The organism is Flavobacterium aerium (assembly GCF_030766725.1).
Lineage (GTDB): Bacteria > Bacteroidota > Bacteroidia > Flavobacteriales > Flavobacteriaceae > Flavobacterium > Flavobacterium aerium.
The window spans coordinates 383,866-404,371 of the sequence record NZ_JARQWR010000002.1 but is presented as its reverse complement, the minus strand read 5'-3'; the positions used below and the strand labels follow the sequence as shown (position 1 = coordinate 404,371).

The following is a 20,506-nucleotide window of genomic DNA, read 5'->3' as shown; positions in this document are numbered from 1 at the left end:
TATTTAGTTCTTAGTATTAACAAGGGTTACTTTTACTCCTGTACCATTTTTTAATCCCATTACCCCCGTTGTTAATACAGTGTCACCAACTTTTAAACCAGTTGTAACAACAATGTTTTTATCAGTACGAGTTGATGTTTCCACTATTACTTCTTTCGCTTTTCCTTTTTCTGTAATAAATACTTTTTTTCCATTTTGGATAGGAATAACTGCTTCAGATGGTATTACTAGGGCATCAGTAGTATTACTCAATGGTAAATCTACATTTGCAAAAGTCCCCGGAATTAATTTTCCATCAGGATTTTGTGCAATAGCTCTCAGTTTTAAGGTCCGGGTTGCAATTTCAATTTCAGGTTCGATGGCATAAATTTTTGCTTTATATCTTTCTGTAGAACCTGCTACACTAAAAGAAACATCGGTATTCACTTTCATTTGATTAGCATATTTCTCGGGTATAGAAAATGTGATTTTCAAAGGATTTTGACTCACTAATTTAGCAACTAGAGTAGCAGGTGTTACATAACTACCTGGCGATATATTACGCAATCCAATTCTTCCAGAAAAGGGTGCTCTAATCGATGTTTTTGCAATCTGAGCTCTAATTAATTGACTTTGCGCCTGAGCTGATTTTAAATCTGCACGAGCTACATCATATTCTTCCTGGCTAATGGCTTCTTTTTGTAGTAATAATTTGGCTCTTCGTTCATTTTCAGCAGCCAAATCTTGTTTTGTTTGTGCTTGAGCAACCTGAGCACGTAGTTCTAAATCGTTTACTTTAAAAAGTACCTGACCTTTAGTAACAGAAGACCCTTCTTCAAAATAAATACCTTCTACAACTCCTGAAATTTCGCTTCGAATTTCGATTTGTTCATTGGCTTCAATGGAACCTGAAAGCAGAATATTATTTGCAAAATTACTGGCTGAAACGACTACGCCGTTTACCCGCATTTGTGCTTTATTTCCGCCTTTATCTTTGGCTTTTCCATCATTACTTTTGTTCTCCGTAATTCGATAAACAATTAAAGCTCCAATTCCAATAACTAGGAGAAAGATTGCAATGTATTTTACTTTCATAGTAGGGATATAACGTGTAGTTTTTGATTCTGTTCACTTCCTATTAAGTGACTAAACAAAACTAAATCAAATATTCTCATTGTTCTTAATTTTAATTGTATTTAACAATTTAATTCTTAAAAAACATTTTATGAAAATTATAAAAAGAGAAGGGGATAATAATTTATTAAATTAAAAATTTACTACTCCATTTTATACGTCTTTTTAGTCTATAAGTCAACTTAAAATATTAGACTATTCGAAGTTCATTTGGTTTAATGTATAAATGATAATTAACATAATTTAATTTTTTATTCTACTAGAAAAAAAACCATTTAATTAATAATTATTATTAATTTTTAAGTTACAAATCATTTACTTGCAGCATGTAATTTATTTTTTTTGTTAAACAGATAGCAAAAAAATAATTTCATTAAGAAATTTATTTTTTTTTAATTTCTCTTTCGTAATAATGAATATACTTTTTATTACGATTCTATTGACTCCCCTTTAAAGTTGTAAATCATTGACTGTAGTTGTGCCATTTTCTATTTTGGAAAATGATACTACACCATAAAATTTAAGTAAGAATTATTCCAATTTTTGCTTGAGTAAACTATTTATTTAACCATTAAAGTGTATTAATTATGGAAGACAAGAGTAAGGATTCAGATTCATCAGATTTGAATGAGTTTTTAGGAAAAACGAGTAGAAAGAATTTTTTAAGAATGGGAGGAATACTAACGTTAGGAACGTTAATGGCTCCCACATTGTTGGCAAGTTGTAAAAACAAGCCCGACAAAGACGATAAAATTCCAATCGATTTAATGGGGAAAACAGGAGTAAAATACTTGTTGAAAGGTGGAATTATCCTAAGTATGGATGATAAAGTAGGGAATTATAAAAAAGGAGATGTTTTAATTGATGGCAAAATAATCAAAGAGATTAAACCAAATATTAAAGTAGGAAAAGATGTTCATGTTATTGATGCCGAAGGGTATATTGTCATGCCAGGTTTCATTGATACGCATCATCATCAATATGAAACTGCAATTCGAGGATACCTGGCGGAAGCTTTGTTGCTAAATGATATGAAACCGGATAATCCTCATAATTACATCGATGTATTGATTAATAAACTGACACCTGTTTTTCGTCCAGAAGATTCTTATATCGCAGTATTACTATCTTCTATAAATCAAATAGATGCTGGTGTAACAACAGTTGTAGATACCTCGCAAGTAGCACACTCCATGAAGCATATAGATGCTATAATAAGAGGATTAAAAGATGGAGGAAGAAGAGCATTGTTTTCTTTCTCAAGTGGTTCAGGACCAAATGTTCCTTTTCCCCATAAACTAGATCTTATAAAAAACACTTACTTTTCTTCAACAGATCAATTATTAACGATGGCTATGGGAGCAGAAGTAGAGGGTGAACATTTTAAATACTATTGGGAATTAGCTCGAAAAGCAGGAATACCAATTGTGTCACATATTGTTGATAATTTAGGCACTACACCTGCATTAGAAAAAGCAATTAAATATAACTTATTAGGATCTGATAATCTTTTAATTCATTGTACAGGATTAACGGATTCAATGTGGGAAGGGATTGCAAAAGCTGGCTCAGCAGTATCGCTAGCGGTTCCAATCGAATTAACAATGCGTCATGGAATGCCACCCATTCTTCAAGCATTAAAAAATGGAATTCAACCTTCATTAAGCACTGATGTAGAAGTTACAATGACCCCTGATTTTTTTACTCAAATGCGATCCATATATACTTTACAACGTGGTTTGGTAAATGAAATGGTATTGGAAGGTGTGGAAAATACTCCGAATCTGATTACTTGTAATGATGTGATTCGATATGCTACAATTGAAGGGGCACGAGCAACACATTTAGATCATAAAACAGGAAGTTTGACTCCGGGTAAAGAGGCAGATATTATATTATTGAGAACAACAGATTTAAATGTTATGCCACTCAATAATGTAACAGGTTCTGTAGTTACCTTAATGGAACGTATGAATGTAGATACTGTTATTATTGCTGGTAGAATCAAGAAATTTAGAGGCAAAATGCAAAACATTGATACTAAGATGTTAAATACTAAAATTATAGAATCTAGAGATTATCTATTTCATAAGGCAGGTATAAAACAGAATATCTTTTAGCGTTTTTCTTTAATTTTTTTTCCCTTCTTTAACTGTAAATCTTCCCCGAATTTTAATAGTGTCGCATAGTTTACATACCAAAAAAGTGTAATTCCCAAAAAGATAGTAAGCCAGATATAGGCTAATTTCACTCCACTAATTTCTGGAGCTATAAAGAAGAGAATCATGATCGGGACTATTCCAATAAATAGACAAGATAATAAAGAAAACATCAAGGGTGCCATAATTCTAGTTATAATTTTCATCTTCTTGAAAGGGTAAGATAGAATGGTTAATCCAATAATAATTCCAACGACACCTAAAAAAGAGAATCCCAGAACAACTTCAGGGTTCTGGTTCAGGATCTTTTCATATCCAAAAAAATAATTAAAATCTAATCCCTTCATATTTAGTTTCTTCAGGAGTTACGATAAGCATATTTTGTGTTTTATATCCCAATAATGAGGCGAAAATTGTATTTGGAAATTCACTAATTCCAATGTTATATAGATTCACACTATCATTGAAAAACTCTCGACGGTCGGCAATTTTATCTTCCAAAACAGAAACTCTTTTTTGTAATTCTACAAAACTTGCATTCGATTGTAAAATAGGATAACTTTCTGACACAGCAAAAACTGATTTAATTGCCTTTGACATTTCATTTGAACTCTCAATTTTACTATTTATGTCCTTTGCATTCAGGAAGTCTGTACGTAATAAAGTCAGTTTATGGAGTAAATCCGTTTCATGATCCATGAATTTCGTAACAATAGTAAGTAGATTTGGAATTTCATCGGCACGTTGTTTCAAGATTACATCGATGTTTGCAAACGCTTTTTCAATATTAAATTTTAACGCAACGATTTTATTGTAAATACCAATTAGAAAACTAAAAAATACAATTACAAGTATTACGGCAACGATTATAATGATGGTACTCTGCATGTTTTAAGAAATTAAAATATATAATATGATTATTGTTATACAAAATAGGGTAGTTGTAAAAGACTTTAATAATGGATTGTATTTATTCCAAAGCGATATGTCATCGGGTGGAGCAATCCCAAATATCTTTTGTGAAGCTTCATGGCGAAGAATAGTTTTGCCATTGTCTGAAGCAGCATAACCAATGATGAATATCTCCTGATCTGGCATTAGGTAGGTTTCAGAATGACGTTTTAAATGTCCTTCATAAGCATCAACCTTCATCATATGGAAATCGATTCCTTTTCCAAATACATCCATTTGTCCCGATTCATCTTTTAGTATAAAATCGGCGCAAACAATTTCACTATGTATTGTATGATAACTTACATCTCCATCACGGTCTTCACTACGCTTCGCAATTTCATATTTATAACCAATACATGGTTTTGAAAAATAAGGGGAATTAATTAAATCTTTTGCAACGGCATTACCTTTTAATTCAGCAAGACCCATCGCTACACTTCTCACATTTGAAGTAGGTAAAATAGCTTGCATTTTTAAAAATCTACTTCGGGAGCTTGGTTTTAATACATTTATAATAATTAGTACAAAAACAGCTAAAAAAACATAATTTATGCCTAGTGAAAAGTGATAGAATATCCAACAAGCTAGTGCTATAATAGCTACTTGCAGGAGTATCTTAACCCGTTTATGTTCTTTGAAATATTGTTCAATATTTTCTTTATTCCACGACATTGTTGTAAATTTTATAAATAGAATGCATCGTTGTAAAAATATCCTTTTTATTCCTATAATGCATATAATTCATTTCTGTTTTATGAAAAATTACAAGCAAATTTTTTAAAAGCTCATAGTATTCCATAAAAAAAGCAGTGTTGGGGAACACTGCTTTATTATTGAAGTACGTATTTCAAAAAATGTTAATGAGTAATCACTACCTTCTTAACAATACTTTTAGTAGAATTAGCTTCTTTTATTTGTGCAAAATAAATACCACTAGCTAAATCACTTACATCAATAGTTGAATTATTATTAATACTATTAACCTGTTTTACAGTTGCACCCCAAGGGTTAATTAAAGTCACAGTATAAGCTGAACCAATTGATTTAGTGTCTAATCTGATATTCAATATATCTTTTGTTGGGTTAGGATATACAACATAATTTATGCTTACATTATGATCTCCAACACTTAATTTATCGAATGTTTTTAAACTCAATTCGTTTACAATTTTACATCCTGTAATATTTCCAGTTTCAATAAGTTGATAAGTTGTACCATCTACAATTTCGTAGCTAGAATCGGCAGAGAAATTATTGGCAGATCCAATAGCAAAATCACCCGATTCAGGGTCAACAGTAAATGCTTTTCCATACGCTGCACCGTATCCTGTGAAAGCAGTTGTATAAATTCCAGTAGTTGGAATGTTTGGCGTGTTGATAGTATAAAGGTGTACACTTCCATTATTTAAGAAATATAATTTATGTTTTGCAAATCGCAATTGCTTTGCATTAGAAACACCTGTCAAAGTAATTGGCGTACTTAAAACATCGTTGTTTGCAACATCCATTTTCAATAATGTAGACGTTGAAGCTACTTTTCCTAACAACCATACATTATTATTTTCTGCGTCGTATTGAATACCTTCAATAGCTCCAATATTAGGTTGAATTACACTCGTTACTGTATTTGTAGTGACATCTACTTTTACAATTTTGGTACCGTATACAACATAGACAGCACCATTAGCATATAACATATAGTTAGAATAGCTATTTGCTGCATTAGTTGGATCAACTACAGGAGTAGTGGTATTTGTCACAAGATCAATTTGATAAAGTTTTGATGAATTATTACTCGTAGAAACATAAGCTTTAGTTTCCCCAGCATCTGTTAATGTTTGCGGTGCACCAATATTGGTGAAAGTTGCAACATTAGTAAAAGAAGGATAATCAACTACGACTACTTTATAAGTATTTGCTTTAGACAATAAAATAGCTTTATCACCTATAATTTGAAAATCTTGTAATACATCTAATCCTGGTAAATTGTTTGCCGTTCCGTAAAATGGACCCGTTGTTAATGAGCTGGCTGATGCTTGTGAAGCAACATTAAATATATCACCATTTGGAGTTCCAAAGTTTCCTTCGGCAACGGCCATTAATTCGAATGTTTTAGTGTTTGTTTGTGCTATACTGCATATAACACTGAAAAAGGTTAACCAACTAAGTAAAATTATTTTCATTTTTTTTCTGCTCCCTAACGAATAAGGAATTAATAGGTTGATGTAATAATCAGAAAAAAACGAATAGCAGAATGCTGCCGTACAGTGACAGTATTGTTGCATTTACATTTTTTCTCCGAAAACGAAATACTCTACTTAAAGGCAGGTCTCCTGGCTCAGTCCTTCATTTTGCCTTCCCATTATGTACAAACAGTGGCGATTAAAATGAATTGATAGACTTTACAGTTGCGGGAACAGCCTTTGTTTTTCACAAAGTTCCCTTTTAATTCTGAAATTCTGAAACCTTTAAGCCCTGCAAAAGTAAACATTTTGTAAATATCAGTGGTATTTGAGATCAAATATTATCAATAATTCAGTAAGTACTTAAAATCATGAAACATTTGATAGAAGTAAAAAAGATAGTATATTGGGGTAATGAAATTATAGAAAAATAATACAGAAAAATGGATAAAAAAGCGAAAGATATACTGTTTAAAACCTTTTGGAAAAATGGATGGATTGATGATAAAGACATACATACTGCTCCAGAAGATCTTGAATATGCAAAATCAAAAGGGTTAATGTTTGACCCATTAACAATTACTCATGATGAGTGTTTAGCCAAGATTATTACAATAGTAGAACAATTGCCTTTGGAAAAAGTAGCAAAAGCTTTTTTGAGTAGTTTATCTACAAAACGATTAGATTGGCGCTCTGGACTGGCTTCTTATGTATTAGCCAAGCAAATGATTGCCCATAAATACTCTAAAGCTATAAGTGGTGAATCCTATGATGAAAATGGAAAAGTTACTCATCAAACCTATACTTGTGGTATTTGCCGTGATACACAATATGGAATCATTGGAAGTGAAAATTATAAAAATATAGATTTGAATGTGCTTAATTTTGAGCGTCTCAAATGGGGTGGAGTACGACATGGTAATTTAGATTATACATTATTTGATTTGGAGCAATTTGTAAAAGAAGCTATTAGTGAGCCTACTGTAGAAGATATAAGTACTTTTAAAGCAATTTTGACAACAATTGAAGCGAGTAAACCGGAAGATTATCCTAGTGCTTTGGAAAAAAATTTGGCAAAAACAATTAAATCTTCAAAGAATGAACGTCAGATTATGATGGAAATTCTAGCTAGTATTGGAGTACTAGCCCCGGGATCTTATGATAGACCCAATAAAGGAAAGTCGGATTGGGTATATGTTACTTATTGGCGTGGAGAAGATCAATATAATAAAAAAGCTGTAAATCAATATTTTGGAGCTTATCTTTAAGGTATAAAAAAAACCGATTGTTATGAAGCAATCGATTTTTTTTATGTTTTAGGAGTATTATGCCATACTATCTAATATTTGTTGTTCTAAATCGGTCATACTTTCAAATTGCGTAAGCTCAATTTCTTTAGATATAGCTTTTAATTCTTTAATAATTTCAAGAATTAAAGCAGGTGGTTCAATTTCATAACCGAACATATTTTGATCAAATTCTGTTCCTACTAAGATTTCATCATTATACATACCAATACACCATTCTTCGATAAACTCATCTAATGCAATTTCCTTTGGAGCATAAGCATCCCAGGAATCTTTCGCACAGGCTTTGGCCAATGCTTCTTCAGACCAAAAGCAAATTACATCTACAGGATTTCCTTCTGCATCTTCATAATCATTTGAGCTGGATGTAGCAAAACCACTATTGCTTTTTAAACCATAAACTATACCCGTCTGACAGATTTTTTTAATAAAATTCTGATGTCTTAAATCAATGGTAATGGCATCTTGTAACATAATTATTTTTTTCTGAGGTTAAAAATGAAGTAAAGCATAATCTTGTTTTACCACAGCCCGAAGGTAGGAATTCCATGGAGTAAAAACAAATATTTATCCAATCACAAAATGAATGACTTTAACGTTTTCCAAATAGTCTTTTCCAGAATGGAACTTCTTTTTTTACAGGCTCTGGAGTCTCTTCTTTTTTGGTTTTAATTTTCTCATAGTATTCAAAAATACTTTCTTGTAAATCCTCACTAACAACCGATTTAATCCAATCTTGTCGATCTTCAATGTATTTTAAATAGGTTGTCGCTGTATTCATCCAGTTTTTATCCGATGAAGGAATAAAGAAAACGCCGTAACTATAACATTCCAAATACAAATGATAAACGACATCATCTTCAGCAGGAATATGGTGTAAGCCGTACTGAATTTCTTTTAAAAACAAATCTGATTCATCCAATAAACGATAAGTATTACTCAACAGATAGTGATAATAGTAGAGTAAGTTGTTTGCCTTTGTTTGCGTAAGAAGTGTTTTTAATTGTACTGTAAATAACTTTAAATATTTGGTAGCTTCTTCTTCATTTTCATCAAATCCATGTTTGCCAAAATAATAAGCATCACCCAATAAATTATTAGCCCAAGAAAATCCTTCTTTTTGTTTTTCTATAATCCATAATTTAAATAGTTTATCATGAGTTACCTGATTCTCTTCTTTAAACCAATTTTCGGTGTTAAAAAAACTATATTTATAGGATAATCCTGCAAAAGCATCATATGATTTTTGATGCCATTGGCTAGGAGCTAAGTCTAGGTAGTTAATTTCTGAAGCTAATAAAACTAATGATTTTACATGTTCTTTTTTCACTAAAATAAAAGCAATATCATCATTTCCATTTTGAAAACTTAGAGGCGTATAACCCAAACGTTCTGTATAAATAGCTCCCAATGATAAAGAACAATCAGCAATATGATTACCAACCATTTCCAAGTCTAAGGCTGTGAAATTAAAAGAGGATAAACCTAAATTTTCAAGCTGTGCATTCAACATCCAATTGATGGTAGGAGCATCTGCTTTCCAGTCATTTATTTCAGCATTATGATTTAGCCATTCTTCAATAGAATTTGTCCATTCGATAGATAAATCACTCTTTGCAATAACTTGATGTAATTCATGAAAATACGATTGATCATAACAGGGTAAGTTTGTAAGGGACAAAATTTCCAAAGCGTGTTCCTTGGTGAATTGTAACGTAGGAGTCAAATACGATTCGAAATCGTCTTCATCATTATATTCTTCTACGTATTCTTCAATGATTTCTTCAGGCTCTTCAACAGGAATCTCTTTTGCTAAATGATATGAAGCTTCATCTGTAAAAGCCTCAGCAATGTAGGTTTCGTAATAATCTGCTTCAGCACTATTTAGTTTCATCAGTGTAGCATAATCATTTCCTTTTTTATTGAATAAATAAGGCTTTGGAGCAATCAGAATGGCTCCTTTGTACCATTGATCCACTGCATCAAATAAAATTAAATAAGAGAAGGGAGCCACTTCATCCGTAGATATAGGTGCTTCTAAAGCAATACCAATTGCTTTTTGTTGATTTGGATTATAGGTGAGCGATTTTTTAAGAAAGCGATACCCATTTAAAGCGAGGTATTTCTGCTCAATATTATTTAGTTCTTCTTCGAGATGAGGAATTATTTCGGGATTAATCATAGTATACAAACTTCAATAAACAATTAAGGTATTTGGCATACTTTTTAGAATGCAACTGCAAAATAGTTCATTTTTTAAAAATATAAAACAGAATACTTTGAAAAGATTTAAAGTATTCTGTTTTATAATCTTAGACCAATTAGTTTGTGTGATCTAATAGTCTTCTGTGGTAATTAATTTGTCCTAAATGATAGGTCAAATGGTTCGTTAAGTGAGTAAGCAAATAAGCTGTTGATGTTTTCTTTTCCAAAATTTCAGTAGGGAATTCATCTCGAAGCTGCTGATCTGTCAGTGCATCCAGCGTATTGTCAATAATAAGCATTACTTCATCTATTTTCTCTAATAAAGTTTCTCGAGGAACATCTTTTTGAGAAAATTCAAGATCACGATAACGTACATAACCTGTGTTTCCTAAGGTACCTCCAATAAAAGTATTCAAATTACCGATTAAATGCAGGCATAGATTCCCGCCAGAATTGGAAATTCCTTCCTTAATAATCCACAAATTCTTTTCATTCTGATAACTCGAAATTTCAAGTTTAAGCGCTTCTAAATGTTTGCGATAGAGCGCTTTTAAAATTTTCTGTTGCATAGTGAGTTTAGTTTTTTTCTTGTTTGTTTGTCTTTATTAAAGGTCTTTAATTTTTTTGACTCACAATATTTTAAACTCAATATTTTGTAAACAATTATTATCGTTATTATAAATCTTATTTTACCAAATGGTCTTTATTGGCTTTTTGTATATCACCATTACTCTTAATGATATAACGCTCTTTTGTGATTTTCGAATCGTCTTCTCCATAATTGGTTTCTTTAACAATAATTTGATTTTTCTCGATCAGGCTTTCTATTCTTGATGAGGATTCTGCCGTTTCATCATAAGCAATACCTAAATGATTGATGTATTTATAGTTATTGTCATAATTAATTAAAGCTGTAAAGAGTTCCATTTCTCCTTTTTGATAGGTAATTACAAGCGTTTTGAAGTTATCTGATAGTTTCAAACTGTAATTTAAAGAATAATCAGAACCATCTTTCAATATTGTTTTTAACTGCAAACTATCAATTTCAAAAGGTTTTAATACATGAGTACTTTTATAATTATCAAAATTTGTTGAATCGGTTACCGGTAGGTTTTTAATCTCACTATCAATGGTGAAAGAATGATTTATTGCGACAGGAATCTTAGTGATACTGTCATTTGCGTTAATTGCATCGTCCTTTGGTGTTGTTGATTCATTTTTGCAACTACTAAAAAGAAGAACTAGTGCCGATAGCGCAATTAAAATTTTAGATTTCATGTTTATTAAATTTTATAAATAATTATTTTAGAATGACATTTTCCCATTTTTGATCTACTATATACTTCAAACTTCCTGTGACTGAGGAAGGAACACCAATCCAATGATGTGTTTTATCTTTTACAATCACATCAATACCAATACGATCCGAATTCTGATAGATTATATATTTAGCTTCTTTTGTTTGGAAACTAAGTGTATTAGCTGTTTTACTATATTCAAAGTTTTGATCACTTTCTACAGTACGAATTGGGTATGAAAACTCTACTTGATTGTCTTTTTGAAGTACAGCATAAATAAGCCCTTCATCAATCTTAAAGAGTAATACTTCTTTGTCTTTGTCTTCTATCATAAAGGAGACAATAGGAGTGAGGTCATCTCTATAGAGTACTTCTTTTGTTTTTGTCACCATCTTTTTACCATTCCATGTTTGTTCTGATATTGCAAAAAAAGGTAATTGAGCTGTAGCCGCTTCTTCTATAATTTTGATAGCAAACGGCTTATTATTCTGAACAGTGTATTCTACATATTGATGCCAGCAACAACCACTTTTAGTCATGGTTTGGATAGTTTTAGTTTTAGGATCGGAATAAAACATTCCACAATTTTCCTGTGCCAATTGTGTAAAGGCATCACTATATTGAAATCCTTTTTTAGTACCTAGAAAAATTTGAAAAGAAGGGCCATGATAACAGCTATTTTGACCATCTTGAATAGAGAAATCATTAATCCCATCAAAGTTGTAGTCATTGTACATAATTAAACTCTGCTCTCCATAAGGTAGCTCATTAATGTTTGCTAATGCCTTTCCATTGTGCAAACTTAAAGCCAGCTCTTCCGATTCTACTTTGATTAACTCTTTGTTTGTTTTGCGATCATAAATAGCAACCCAGCCAGGACTAAATACTTCGGAAGAATCGTTAATGTATATTTTTCCATAATATTCCTTGGCGAAATTATCTACTTTATAAACAGATTGAGCCGAAACTATACCTATCGTGAGTAGTAAGTATATTGATAGTATTGTTTTCATTCCTAATAAACTTATTTATGACCAAAGCCCTTGATAAATCGTGTCATAATTATCCACTTCAATAATTTCAAAACCTACATTTTGTAAAAAGAATTTCTTCCCTTCATCTAATGGATTGTCACTACGTTTATAAAGATACCAGCCTTTGTGTTTTCGGCTCGGGTATTTTTTATAGTATTTAAAACGCTCGATTAGTAACCATCGTAAAAAAGTTTCATTTTCATCAAGCCCTAATCCGAAGATAAATAATGATCTATGGAAAACAATATGCAGCCACGTCGAATTTCCTTTCCAATCAGAAATGTTCTTCGCATTATATAATTTTCCCATCGGACTATTAATCAACATTCGGGCTCTTTCAACGCTTCCCATGTAATGGCTTAGTCCTAAGCGAATACTTCTATGATAATGCGTCATTCCATTGATATACCATACTCCAAACCCTTCCAATGGAGATTTTAATTCCGTATTGGCATGGTAACAATTCCAAGGATAATAATCGGTAAAACGATCTTGTTCAATTTTATACAAATCGTATTCAAATGTTTTTGCAAATGTTGCTTCAAAATTAGTAGTGAGTAGAGGAACATTCAATTCCTTAATCCGGGATACAATCGTTTCATGATGCAGTAAAGGCTCCCAATCCTCCATTAGTGTAGCGACTTCCTTTTGCAATTGAATACTCGAATTATTGATTAAATCCAAGATATCGTAGAATTCTGTTATGGAAACACCACTGGGTCTTTTTAATACAGTGTGTAATGAAGCTTTATCCCATAATTTAAGCAATAAATCATCCCAAGATAAAGCATTGGGGTTATTAGGATATCGATTTACTCCATTACCAATAACGAATGCTATATCATCCTTATTTTCTGCAATTATATTCTTGATTTCGGCTGTGCTCATAGTACTAATTAGGACTAGGCTAATATACCGCACTTTTTTTTAACAGCCTTGAAAAGTGTTAATTTTGATGCATAAAAAAACGGAGACTAAAACTATTAGTATCCGTTTCTATATTTTAAAGGAAGTACTTATTCTTCCATTTCATTCTTATCTAATTTCAAAGGATAATTACCGAAAATAACTGCCAGATTTCGAACTTTATAGGTTTTTAAAGTATACTTATTTGATAATGAAATAACAGTTACAGTATCTTGTTTTAACTTGACATATGATGATGTATTACCATGCCACCATCCGTTGTGATAGAACATTTTCTCTCCACTGTCCCATTCTAGCATACGAATTCCTAAACCATAATTACGATCACCACGGCGCTCATAACTATAACCTTTAAATACGGCTGCTACCAATTCAGGATTTAAAAACTCTGGAGCATAGGTAGCCATGTCAAATTTTAATAAATCTCTTGGTGTAGCATAAATATTCTTATCTCCGTAAATGTTGTCTAAATAATTAATGTCGTACCGCAACTTATTTCCTTTGTAGGATTGGCTTGTGTTTATACCATCACGATCAAAATCATAAACAAAAGTATCATTCATCTCGAGAGGATCAAATATCATTTTTTTCATTGCCTCACGGTAATTTAATCCCGTGATTTTTTCAATTACCAGTGCCAATATCACGTAATTCGTGTTACAGTAATTAAAATGAGTATCTGGCTTTGATAATAAACCAAATTTATAGGTGCTTAATAAATCTAAAACATCCTGATTGTTCATCATTTTTCGCTGATTCCAAACTTTTTTGTCATCGGTAAAATAGGCATAATTCGGCAATCCACTGCGGTGATTCAATAACGTACGTATTGTTATCCTTGCATAAGGGAAAGTCGGCAATATACTGTTGACCGTTTGATTCAGACTTATTTTTTGAGCATCAATTAATTTTAAAATAGCCGTTGCCGTCAATACTTTACTGACAGATGCAATGTGAATAGGCGTATGGGCTGTAATTTCACTATTATTTTTAAAATCGGCTTGGCCTTCGTATTTTTCATATATAATCTGACCATTTTTTGCTACAAGAAAACTTCCATTCATTCCAGCAGGTCCCCAGTTGGCCTGATAAAATTTTTCGATACTGTTTCTTTTTTTATTAACGTATTCAGGATCGAGAGTAGAGAGTTTTAAATTGAAAGGTGCTACTTTAACAAAAGTGTCATTTTCTATAGAAGCAAAATGGTTCTGTGCAATATCTTGGTTCTCCTTTTTACAGGAAAAAAGAAATAATGATGAGAAAAGTATGGCGAGTGGTATTGTTGGCTTTATAACGTTCATCGGAAATTGTTGGGTATAAGGACAAATATAATTAAACAAATAAAAAACTAACTTTATTTTATAAAAAGGTTAACGGGGAAAAATGTTAAAAATTGAGTCGTCCCTTAAAAAGTTTTGCACTACAGCAAGCAATTTATTGTTAATAACAGTAAAAGAAAAAGCGGCTGCCTATATGGATAGACAGCCGCTTTTAAAATAATATGAAAATCTAATGATTAAATATTTAAATCTTTTTTAGTTTTCTTTGTTAAGGCATCTTTGTGTACTAAAACAGAAATCGTTTTAAGTTTCAAATACGGAACACTCATGTAAACATAACCATCATTAGCCACACGTTTACTATCAGTTCCCCATGAGTTTTTTACTTTATAGTAGATATTCCCTTTTTGATCTTTTACCTTACCTACAATATGCATTAGGTGATCATCTTGTGTATCTAAATTTTCAAATTCAGCTTGTCTAAATTCTGGAGTAATATTTTTTTCTGGCTTGATTTCAGTCAAAATAGCTTTAGCATCCTCATTGTTGTCTGGAATTACTGCAACACCACTTTTCCCAGAAAATGTAGCTTCACTCACATCACAATCCAAAGCAATAGTAAATCCTTTACTCAAAGCATTATCTATATTTTCAACAAACTCATTTAAAGGCAAATTGTAGAAGCTTCCATTCGAAAAGTTATCAGGAATATCGATGATGAAAGGTTTATATACAGGTTCATTAGTAAATGATGTTATAGAAACATAATCATTAGGATTTAATTTTGTCATGGCTAAAAAGCTCTGTGGAGTATATTTTTTACCCTCAAATGTAAATTCAGTTACATTTTTACCCATGTACACATCCAATACAGATGAAACAGCTTCTTTCCATTGTGGAGATAATTTCTTAGCCGGGTTTTCTACATATACTTTAAGCATTCCTTCCAGTACAGCAACCATTTCAGTATGATTGTGTTTCTCTACATTCGGAATCAATCCTGTATAAGCACTTAATGGTACAATCCCGTAATCACGAGCACTATTGATAACATCATGGGATAACCCTCCTTGACCGAATTGTGCTTTACCCTGACGCATTACATAATTCCAAGCTTTTTTTGGATAAGTATTGCGTACATTATACATTTCAGATAAGTCAATTTTTTTTCCAGTAATTCGAATAATTTCTGCTTCAAGAAATGAAGTTGTTGAAAAACTCCAACAAGTTCCTGTAAGGTCCTGAGAGATTACTGGAGTAGCATCAATATCAATAACTGTTTGGAATTCATATGCTTGAGAATATCCAATTAGGGTAGAACCCATAAAAAATAAGGTCAGTAAAACTTTTTTCATTAGAAATAGAAATTTTCAATAATAATAGATTGCAAAAAATGGTTTAATTTTACGCTAAAATAGAGAATTATGAATAAACTAGATTGGAAAATCGTAAAAGAATACGAAGATATTACCTATAAAAAATTAGACGGTGTTGCAAGAATCGCTTTTAACAGACCTGATGTGCGTAATGCCTTTCGTCCTAAGACCGTAGGAGAATTATTTGAAGCCCTTTTAGATGCTCGTGAAGATACATCTATAGGTGTAGTTTTATTATCTGCTGAAGGTCCATCTTCAAAAGATGGTGTTTATTCTTTTTGTAGCGGAGGTGACCAAAATGCAAGAGGTCATCAAGGTTATGTAGATGATTCAGGTATGCCAAGATTAAATATTCTTGAAGTACAACGTTTAATTCGTTTTATGCCTAAAGTAGTTATTGCTGTAGTTCCTGGATGGGCTGTAGGTGGTGGACATAGTTTACACACCGTTTGTGATTTGACTTTGGCTAGTAAAGAACATGCTATTTTTAAACAAACTGATGCCGATGTTACTAGCTTTGATGGTGGATATGGTTCTGCATATTTAGCTAAAATGGTAGGGCAGAAGCGTGCTAGAGAAATTTTCTTTTTAGGAAGAAATTATTCTGCACAAGATGCATTCGAAATGGGAATGGTAAATGCTGTTATTCCTCATGCAGATTTAGAAGATACGGCTTTCCAATGGGCACAAGAAATCCTTGAGAAATCACCTACTTCTATAAAAATGCTTAAATTTGCAATGAATGCAACAGATGATGGTATGGTAGGTCAACAAGTATTTGCTGGTGAAGCAACACGACTTGCTTATATGACCGATGAAGCAAAAGAAGGTAGAAATGCATTCTTAGAAAAAAGAAAACCTAATTTTAAGGATATCAAATGGATTCCTTAAATTAGTACACCGACCTATTTTAAAAAGATAATCGTATTAAAAACAAATACTATATTGGAAAATTTTTCTAATGAAACTATCGATATTACTGCACTTCCCAAATATGAGGAAGTGCAGTTTTTATCATTACATCCCAATTATTTAAAAGTGATTTATATTAATATCACTGTTTTTCTTTTGCTTTTAGCAGGAGCTATTGGGGTTCTTCTTCATTTTATTGAAGAACTAAAAGCCTTCACGACCTATATCGGGATAGGCTACTTAGTTTTTGCTATTTGTCTTTATATCTATGGACGATTAAGCTTCAAGCTCAGAGGTTATGCACTACGAGAACATGATATTTTGTTTAAAAGTGGAGTAATTGCTACCAAAACTATTATTGTTCCGTTCAATCGTATTCAACACGTTGCGATCCATGAAGGATTGATTTCAAGAATGTTCAAATTGACTATTCTAGAAATATTTACAGCTGGTGGAAACAGCAGTGATATGCACATTAGAGGTTTAGAAAAAGATAAAGCAGAACCAATTAAACAATTGTTAATGGGGCAAATTCAAAACCAAATATAAATGGCATTTGATTTTAGCCATCCACAACGACAGTCCCTTATGGGTATTGTTGTAATGTTTGCGGATACACTTCAAAAAATTATCCGTGGACTATGGATTTTTATTGTTCTTCTGATATTCAAATTTGACAAATACAATACACCCACATTATGGATTAGTATTGGCGTTGGCGTACTTCTTATTGCTATTGTTGCTTATTTACGCTATCGAAATTTCACCTTCTTTCTGGATGAAAAGCACAAAGAATTTGTAATCAGTAAAGGTATTCTTGAAAAAGATAAACTATTAGTCAAACTCGATAAAATACAACAAGTCAATATCAATCAATCTTTTTTACAAAAGTTGATTGGTGTATACAGCTTGGATATTGATACTGCAGGAAGTGATAAGAAAGAAGTACATATTCGCGCGATTCATTATTCGGTAGCCCTAGCTTTAAAAGAAAAATTACACAATCATGAACTAAAAAATCATGAAGAAGTAGAAACAATTACTGATGCTGAGCCTGATACAAGCGGTAAACCATTTTTGAAAATTGGATTTTGGACCTTGGTAAAAATTGGTATTACCTCCAATTATATTAAGAGTTTCCTAATCCTTCTAGGATTTATGATTACGGCCTATCACAATATTAAAGACCTATTGAGAGCCGCAGAATTTGAAGAGGAAACAATTGATTATTATATTGATAAAAATCTTCTTATTGAGTCTATTTTCTTTATTGTTCCAGTATTAATGTTCTTGACTATTTTGATTAATTTTTTCAGAATTGTAATCAAGTATTTTAATATTAAAATCATCAAACAGAATCGTTCATTGCTTTTAAGCTATGGTCTTTTTGAGAAGAAAAACACGTTACTAAATGCTCAGAAAGTTCAGATTTTTAAGTATACCCGAAACTTCTTCCAACGAAGAATGAATATCATGGAGCTTAAAATCCAACAAGCCAGTAGCACTGAGGATGAAGAACAACGTTTAGCCGTTCATATTCCGGGATGTAACCGAAAGGAATTGGATAAAATTTTACAGATTATATTTAATGAAATTCCCAAGAAAGGAACGAAGTATGCTCCAAGCTATCGATATTGGTTAATCATTGTTATAGTCGATATTGTATTACCATTACTTGTTTATGGGCTAATTGGGTTATACGGAACAGCAGAAGTATTTGATTACTATCAACTTGTTTTATTATATGCTGCTATAGCAGGAATTATTACATTCTATAGTTATAAACATTACCGATTATATGTCAATGAAGCCTTTATTACACATAAAAAAGGGGCATGGGATGTAGAACACAGTATTATTGAAGTACATAAAATTCAAGCCATTACCACAAAACAATTTTTCTGGTGGAAAATGGCAAATATTGGGCATGTAACGTTACATACGGCTGGTGGAACAATGCATTTTAAATATGCTAATTTCAACCAAGTTCAAGCCTTAATAAACCAATGGTTGTATCAGGTTGAGACCTCAAAGAAACATTGGATGTAAAAACAGAAGTATTTCTAAGCTTCTTTATAAAAATTAGAAATAATAGAATTTAATTTTAAACAGTACTATGAATACTAAAGCATGGATTGAAGCAGCGCGATTAAGAACGTTGCCTTTATCAGTATCAGGAATTATATTAGGGACATTCTATGCGATTTCGCACTCTATTTTTAATTGGAAAATCGTTGGCTTTTCATTATTAACAACACTAGGTCTTCAAATATTATCCAATTTTGCCAATGATTATGGAGATGGCGTGAAAGGAACGGACAATAAAGACCGTATCGGACCGCCAAGAGCTGTTCAAAGTGGAACGATTACTGCTCCTCAAATGAAAAAAGGAATTATTATTACCGCTGTACTAACGTTTATCAGTGCCTTACTATTAATCTATGTTTCATTTGGAACCCGTTATTTAGGATATTCTGTATTCTTTATTGTATTAGGTATTATAGCTATTTATGCTGCTATAAAGTACACTGTTGGTAAAAATGCATACGGATACAAAGGTATGGGAGATATTTTCGTATTTTTATTTTTTGGATTAGTCAGTGTAATGGGAACCTATTTCCTTTTTGTAAAACAATTGGATTACCTATTGTTATTCCCTGCTGCAGCTATTGGATTTTTGAGTGTAGGTGTTTTGAATTTAAACAATATGAGAGATGTTGTTTCCGATGAAAAATATGGAAAAAACACTTTAGTAGTGAAATTAGGATCAGAAGTAGCCAAAAATTATCATTATTTCTTAGTCTTAATGGCGATGTTTCTAATGGTTATATTTGCTATTTTAAATCAATTTAGAATTGATCAATACTTATTTGTATTAGCCTTTGTACCTTTATTAAATCATATACGTATTGTGTATAATAATAATGAACCAAGAGATCTAGACCCTCAATTAAAAACATTAGCATTAAGTACTTTTTTATTGACATTCTTGATGTCAATTTGTTTAATCTTTTAATACAACTTAGAATATGAAAATTACATTTTACGGACACGCAAGTTTAGGAATTGAAGTAAATGGAAAACATATTATTGTGGATCCTTATATCTCAGCTAATCCTAAAGCAGCACATATTGATGTTGATACGCTAAAAGCTGATTATATTTTAGTTACACATGCTCATAACGATCATACGTTTGATGTGGAAATGATTGCAAAACGTACGAATGCGAAAATTGTTTCTAATGCTGAAATTGCCGACTATTATAGCAAAAGAGGATTCGATTCGCACCCTATGAATCACGGGGGAAGTTGGAATTTTGATTTTGGAAGTGTAAAATATGTAAGTGCAGTTCATACAAGTTCTTTCCCTGACGGAAGTTATGGAGGACAACCTGGAGGATTTGTTATTGAAAGTGAACATAAAAACATCTATATCGCAGGAGATACAGCTTTAACAATGGACATGCAATTGATCCCTTTACGCACAAAGCTTGATTTAGCGATTCTACCGATCGGAAATAATTTTACGATGGATGTAGAGGATGCTATCATTGCATCCGATTTTGTGGCTTGTGATAAAGTCCTAGGCTATCATTACGATACTTTTGGTTATATCATGATTGATCATAATGATGCAAAGCGCAAATTCTTTGATAAAGGGAAAGATTTAATGCTTCTTGAAATAGGAGAAACTTTAGAATTATAGTGAATAAAGAATAAAAATAATAAGAAAGTCTTCTGTTTTGGTTTACAAAAA

20 protein-coding genes and 1 riboswitch are annotated in these 20,506 nt (G+C 31.8%); of the genes, 7 read left to right on the top strand and 13 right to left on the bottom strand.

Features of this window, described 5'->3' with window-relative positions; all coding sequences use genetic code 11:
- Positions 1–3: 3 nt before the first annotated feature.
- The gene (locus P6733_RS04440; RefSeq protein WP_306350401.1) at positions 4–1,074 is read right to left on the bottom strand and encodes an efflux RND transporter periplasmic adaptor subunit; all 1,071 of its coding nucleotides are present in this window, start codon (positions 1,072–1,074) and stop codon (positions 4–6) included.
- A gap of 626 nt (positions 1,075–1,700) precedes the next feature.
- Here P6733_RS04440 and P6733_RS04435 point away from each other — a divergent pair.
- Complete coding sequence (locus P6733_RS04435) at positions 1,701–3,233, top strand: amidohydrolase family protein (RefSeq protein ID WP_306350400.1); 1,533 nt, start codon at positions 1,701–1,703, stop codon at positions 3,231–3,233.
- On the opposite strand, the gene P6733_RS04430 is transcribed toward P6733_RS04435, so the two are convergent.
- The 4 genes from P6733_RS04430 to P6733_RS04415 form a co-directional block, all read right to left on the bottom strand.
- Positions 3,230–3,619, bottom strand: coding sequence for a hypothetical protein (locus P6733_RS04430; protein ID WP_306350399.1), 390 nt, complete (start codon positions 3,617–3,619; stop codon positions 3,230–3,232). The genes P6733_RS04435 and P6733_RS04430 overlap by 4 nt on opposite strands.
- Positions 3,600–4,160, bottom strand: coding sequence for a LemA family protein (locus tag P6733_RS04425; protein WP_306350398.1), 561 nt, complete (start codon positions 4,158–4,160; stop codon positions 3,600–3,602). Before P6733_RS04425 ends, P6733_RS04430 begins: the two co-directional genes overlap by 20 nt.
- Positions 4,161–4,163: 3 nt before the next feature.
- A complete protein-coding gene (locus P6733_RS04420; RefSeq protein ID WP_306350397.1) occupies positions 4,164–4,898 on the bottom strand; it encodes a hypothetical protein in 735 nt (244 codons plus the stop codon).
- A gap of 185 nt (positions 4,899–5,083) precedes the next feature.
- Positions 5,084–6,409, bottom strand: coding sequence for a T9SS type A sorting domain-containing protein (locus P6733_RS04415; RefSeq protein WP_306350396.1), 1,326 nt, complete (start codon positions 6,407–6,409; stop codon positions 5,084–5,086).
- 123 nt (positions 6,410–6,532) lie between these two features.
- Positions 6,533–6,711: riboswitch (cobalamin riboswitch) on the bottom strand.
- Between the two features lie 141 nt (positions 6,712–6,852).
- On the opposite strand from P6733_RS04415, the gene P6733_RS04410 reads away from it, so the two are divergent.
- Positions 6,853–7,677, top strand: coding sequence for a hypothetical protein (locus tag P6733_RS04410; protein WP_306350395.1), 825 nt, complete (start codon positions 6,853–6,855; stop codon positions 7,675–7,677).
- A gap of 57 nt (positions 7,678–7,734) precedes the next feature.
- Here the strand turns inward: P6733_RS04410 and P6733_RS04405 are convergent, their stop codons facing one another.
- The 8 genes from P6733_RS04405 to P6733_RS04370 form a co-directional block, all read right to left on the bottom strand.
- Positions 7,735–8,190, bottom strand: a complete 456-nt coding sequence (locus tag P6733_RS04405) for a DUF2750 domain-containing protein (RefSeq protein ID WP_306350393.1) — start codon at positions 8,188–8,190, stop codon at positions 7,735–7,737.
- 118 nt (positions 8,191–8,308) lie between these two features.
- The gene (locus P6733_RS04400) at positions 8,309–9,898 is read right to left on the bottom strand and encodes a hypothetical protein (protein WP_306350392.1); all 1,590 of its coding nucleotides are present in this window, start codon (positions 9,896–9,898) and stop codon (positions 8,309–8,311) included.
- 139 nt (positions 9,899–10,037) lie between these two features.
- Positions 10,038–10,490, bottom strand: a complete 453-nt coding sequence (locus P6733_RS04395; protein WP_306350391.1) for a DinB family protein — start codon at positions 10,488–10,490, stop codon at positions 10,038–10,040.
- Positions 10,491–10,605: 115 nt separating this feature from the next.
- Complete coding sequence (locus tag P6733_RS04390; RefSeq protein WP_306350390.1) at positions 10,606–11,199, bottom strand: hypothetical protein; 594 nt, start codon at positions 11,197–11,199, stop codon at positions 10,606–10,608.
- Positions 11,200–11,221: 22 nt separating this feature from the next.
- Complete coding sequence (locus tag P6733_RS04385; protein ID WP_306350389.1) at positions 11,222–12,232, bottom strand: XAC2610-related protein; 1,011 nt, start codon at positions 12,230–12,232, stop codon at positions 11,222–11,224.
- A 15-nt stretch (positions 12,233–12,247) separates the two neighbouring features.
- Positions 12,248–13,141, bottom strand: a complete 894-nt coding sequence (locus P6733_RS04380) for a hypothetical protein (protein WP_306350388.1) — start codon at positions 13,139–13,141, stop codon at positions 12,248–12,250.
- A gap of 128 nt (positions 13,142–13,269) precedes the next feature.
- Positions 13,270–14,481: a serine hydrolase domain-containing protein gene (locus P6733_RS04375; RefSeq protein ID WP_306350387.1), complete on the bottom strand. Its 1,212-nt coding sequence runs from the start codon at positions 14,479–14,481 to the stop codon at positions 13,270–13,272.
- A gap of 215 nt (positions 14,482–14,696) precedes the next feature.
- Positions 14,697–15,815, bottom strand: a complete 1,119-nt coding sequence (locus tag P6733_RS04370) for a C1 family peptidase (protein WP_306350386.1) — start codon at positions 15,813–15,815, stop codon at positions 14,697–14,699.
- A gap of 69 nt (positions 15,816–15,884) precedes the next feature.
- Between P6733_RS04370 and P6733_RS04365 the strand changes: the two genes are divergently transcribed.
- The 5 genes from P6733_RS04365 to P6733_RS04345 all read left to right on the top strand — a co-directional run bounded on the left by P6733_RS04365 (position 15,885) and on the right by P6733_RS04345 (position 20,455).
- The gene (locus P6733_RS04365; protein WP_306350385.1) at positions 15,885–16,727 is read left to right on the top strand and encodes a 1,4-dihydroxy-2-naphthoyl-CoA synthase; all 843 of its coding nucleotides are present in this window, start codon (positions 15,885–15,887) and stop codon (positions 16,725–16,727) included.
- A gap of 54 nt (positions 16,728–16,781) precedes the next feature.
- A complete protein-coding gene (locus P6733_RS04360; protein WP_306350384.1) occupies positions 16,782–17,297 on the top strand; it encodes a PH domain-containing protein in 516 nt (171 codons plus the stop codon).
- Positions 17,298–18,797 carry a PH domain-containing protein gene (locus P6733_RS04355; RefSeq protein WP_306350383.1) on the top strand — a complete coding sequence of 500 codons (1,500 nt, stop codon included), beginning with the start codon at positions 17,298–17,300 and terminating at the stop codon, positions 18,795–18,797. It begins immediately after the preceding gene.
- A gap of 67 nt (positions 18,798–18,864) precedes the next feature.
- Positions 18,865–19,764, top strand: a complete 900-nt coding sequence (locus P6733_RS04350; RefSeq protein ID WP_306350382.1) for a 1,4-dihydroxy-2-naphthoate polyprenyltransferase — start codon at positions 18,865–18,867, stop codon at positions 19,762–19,764.
- A gap of 13 nt (positions 19,765–19,777) precedes the next feature.
- Positions 19,778–20,455, top strand: a complete 678-nt coding sequence (locus P6733_RS04345) for a metal-dependent hydrolase (protein ID WP_306350381.1) — start codon at positions 19,778–19,780, stop codon at positions 20,453–20,455.
- The last annotated feature ends 51 nt before the right edge of the window (positions 20,456–20,506 follow it).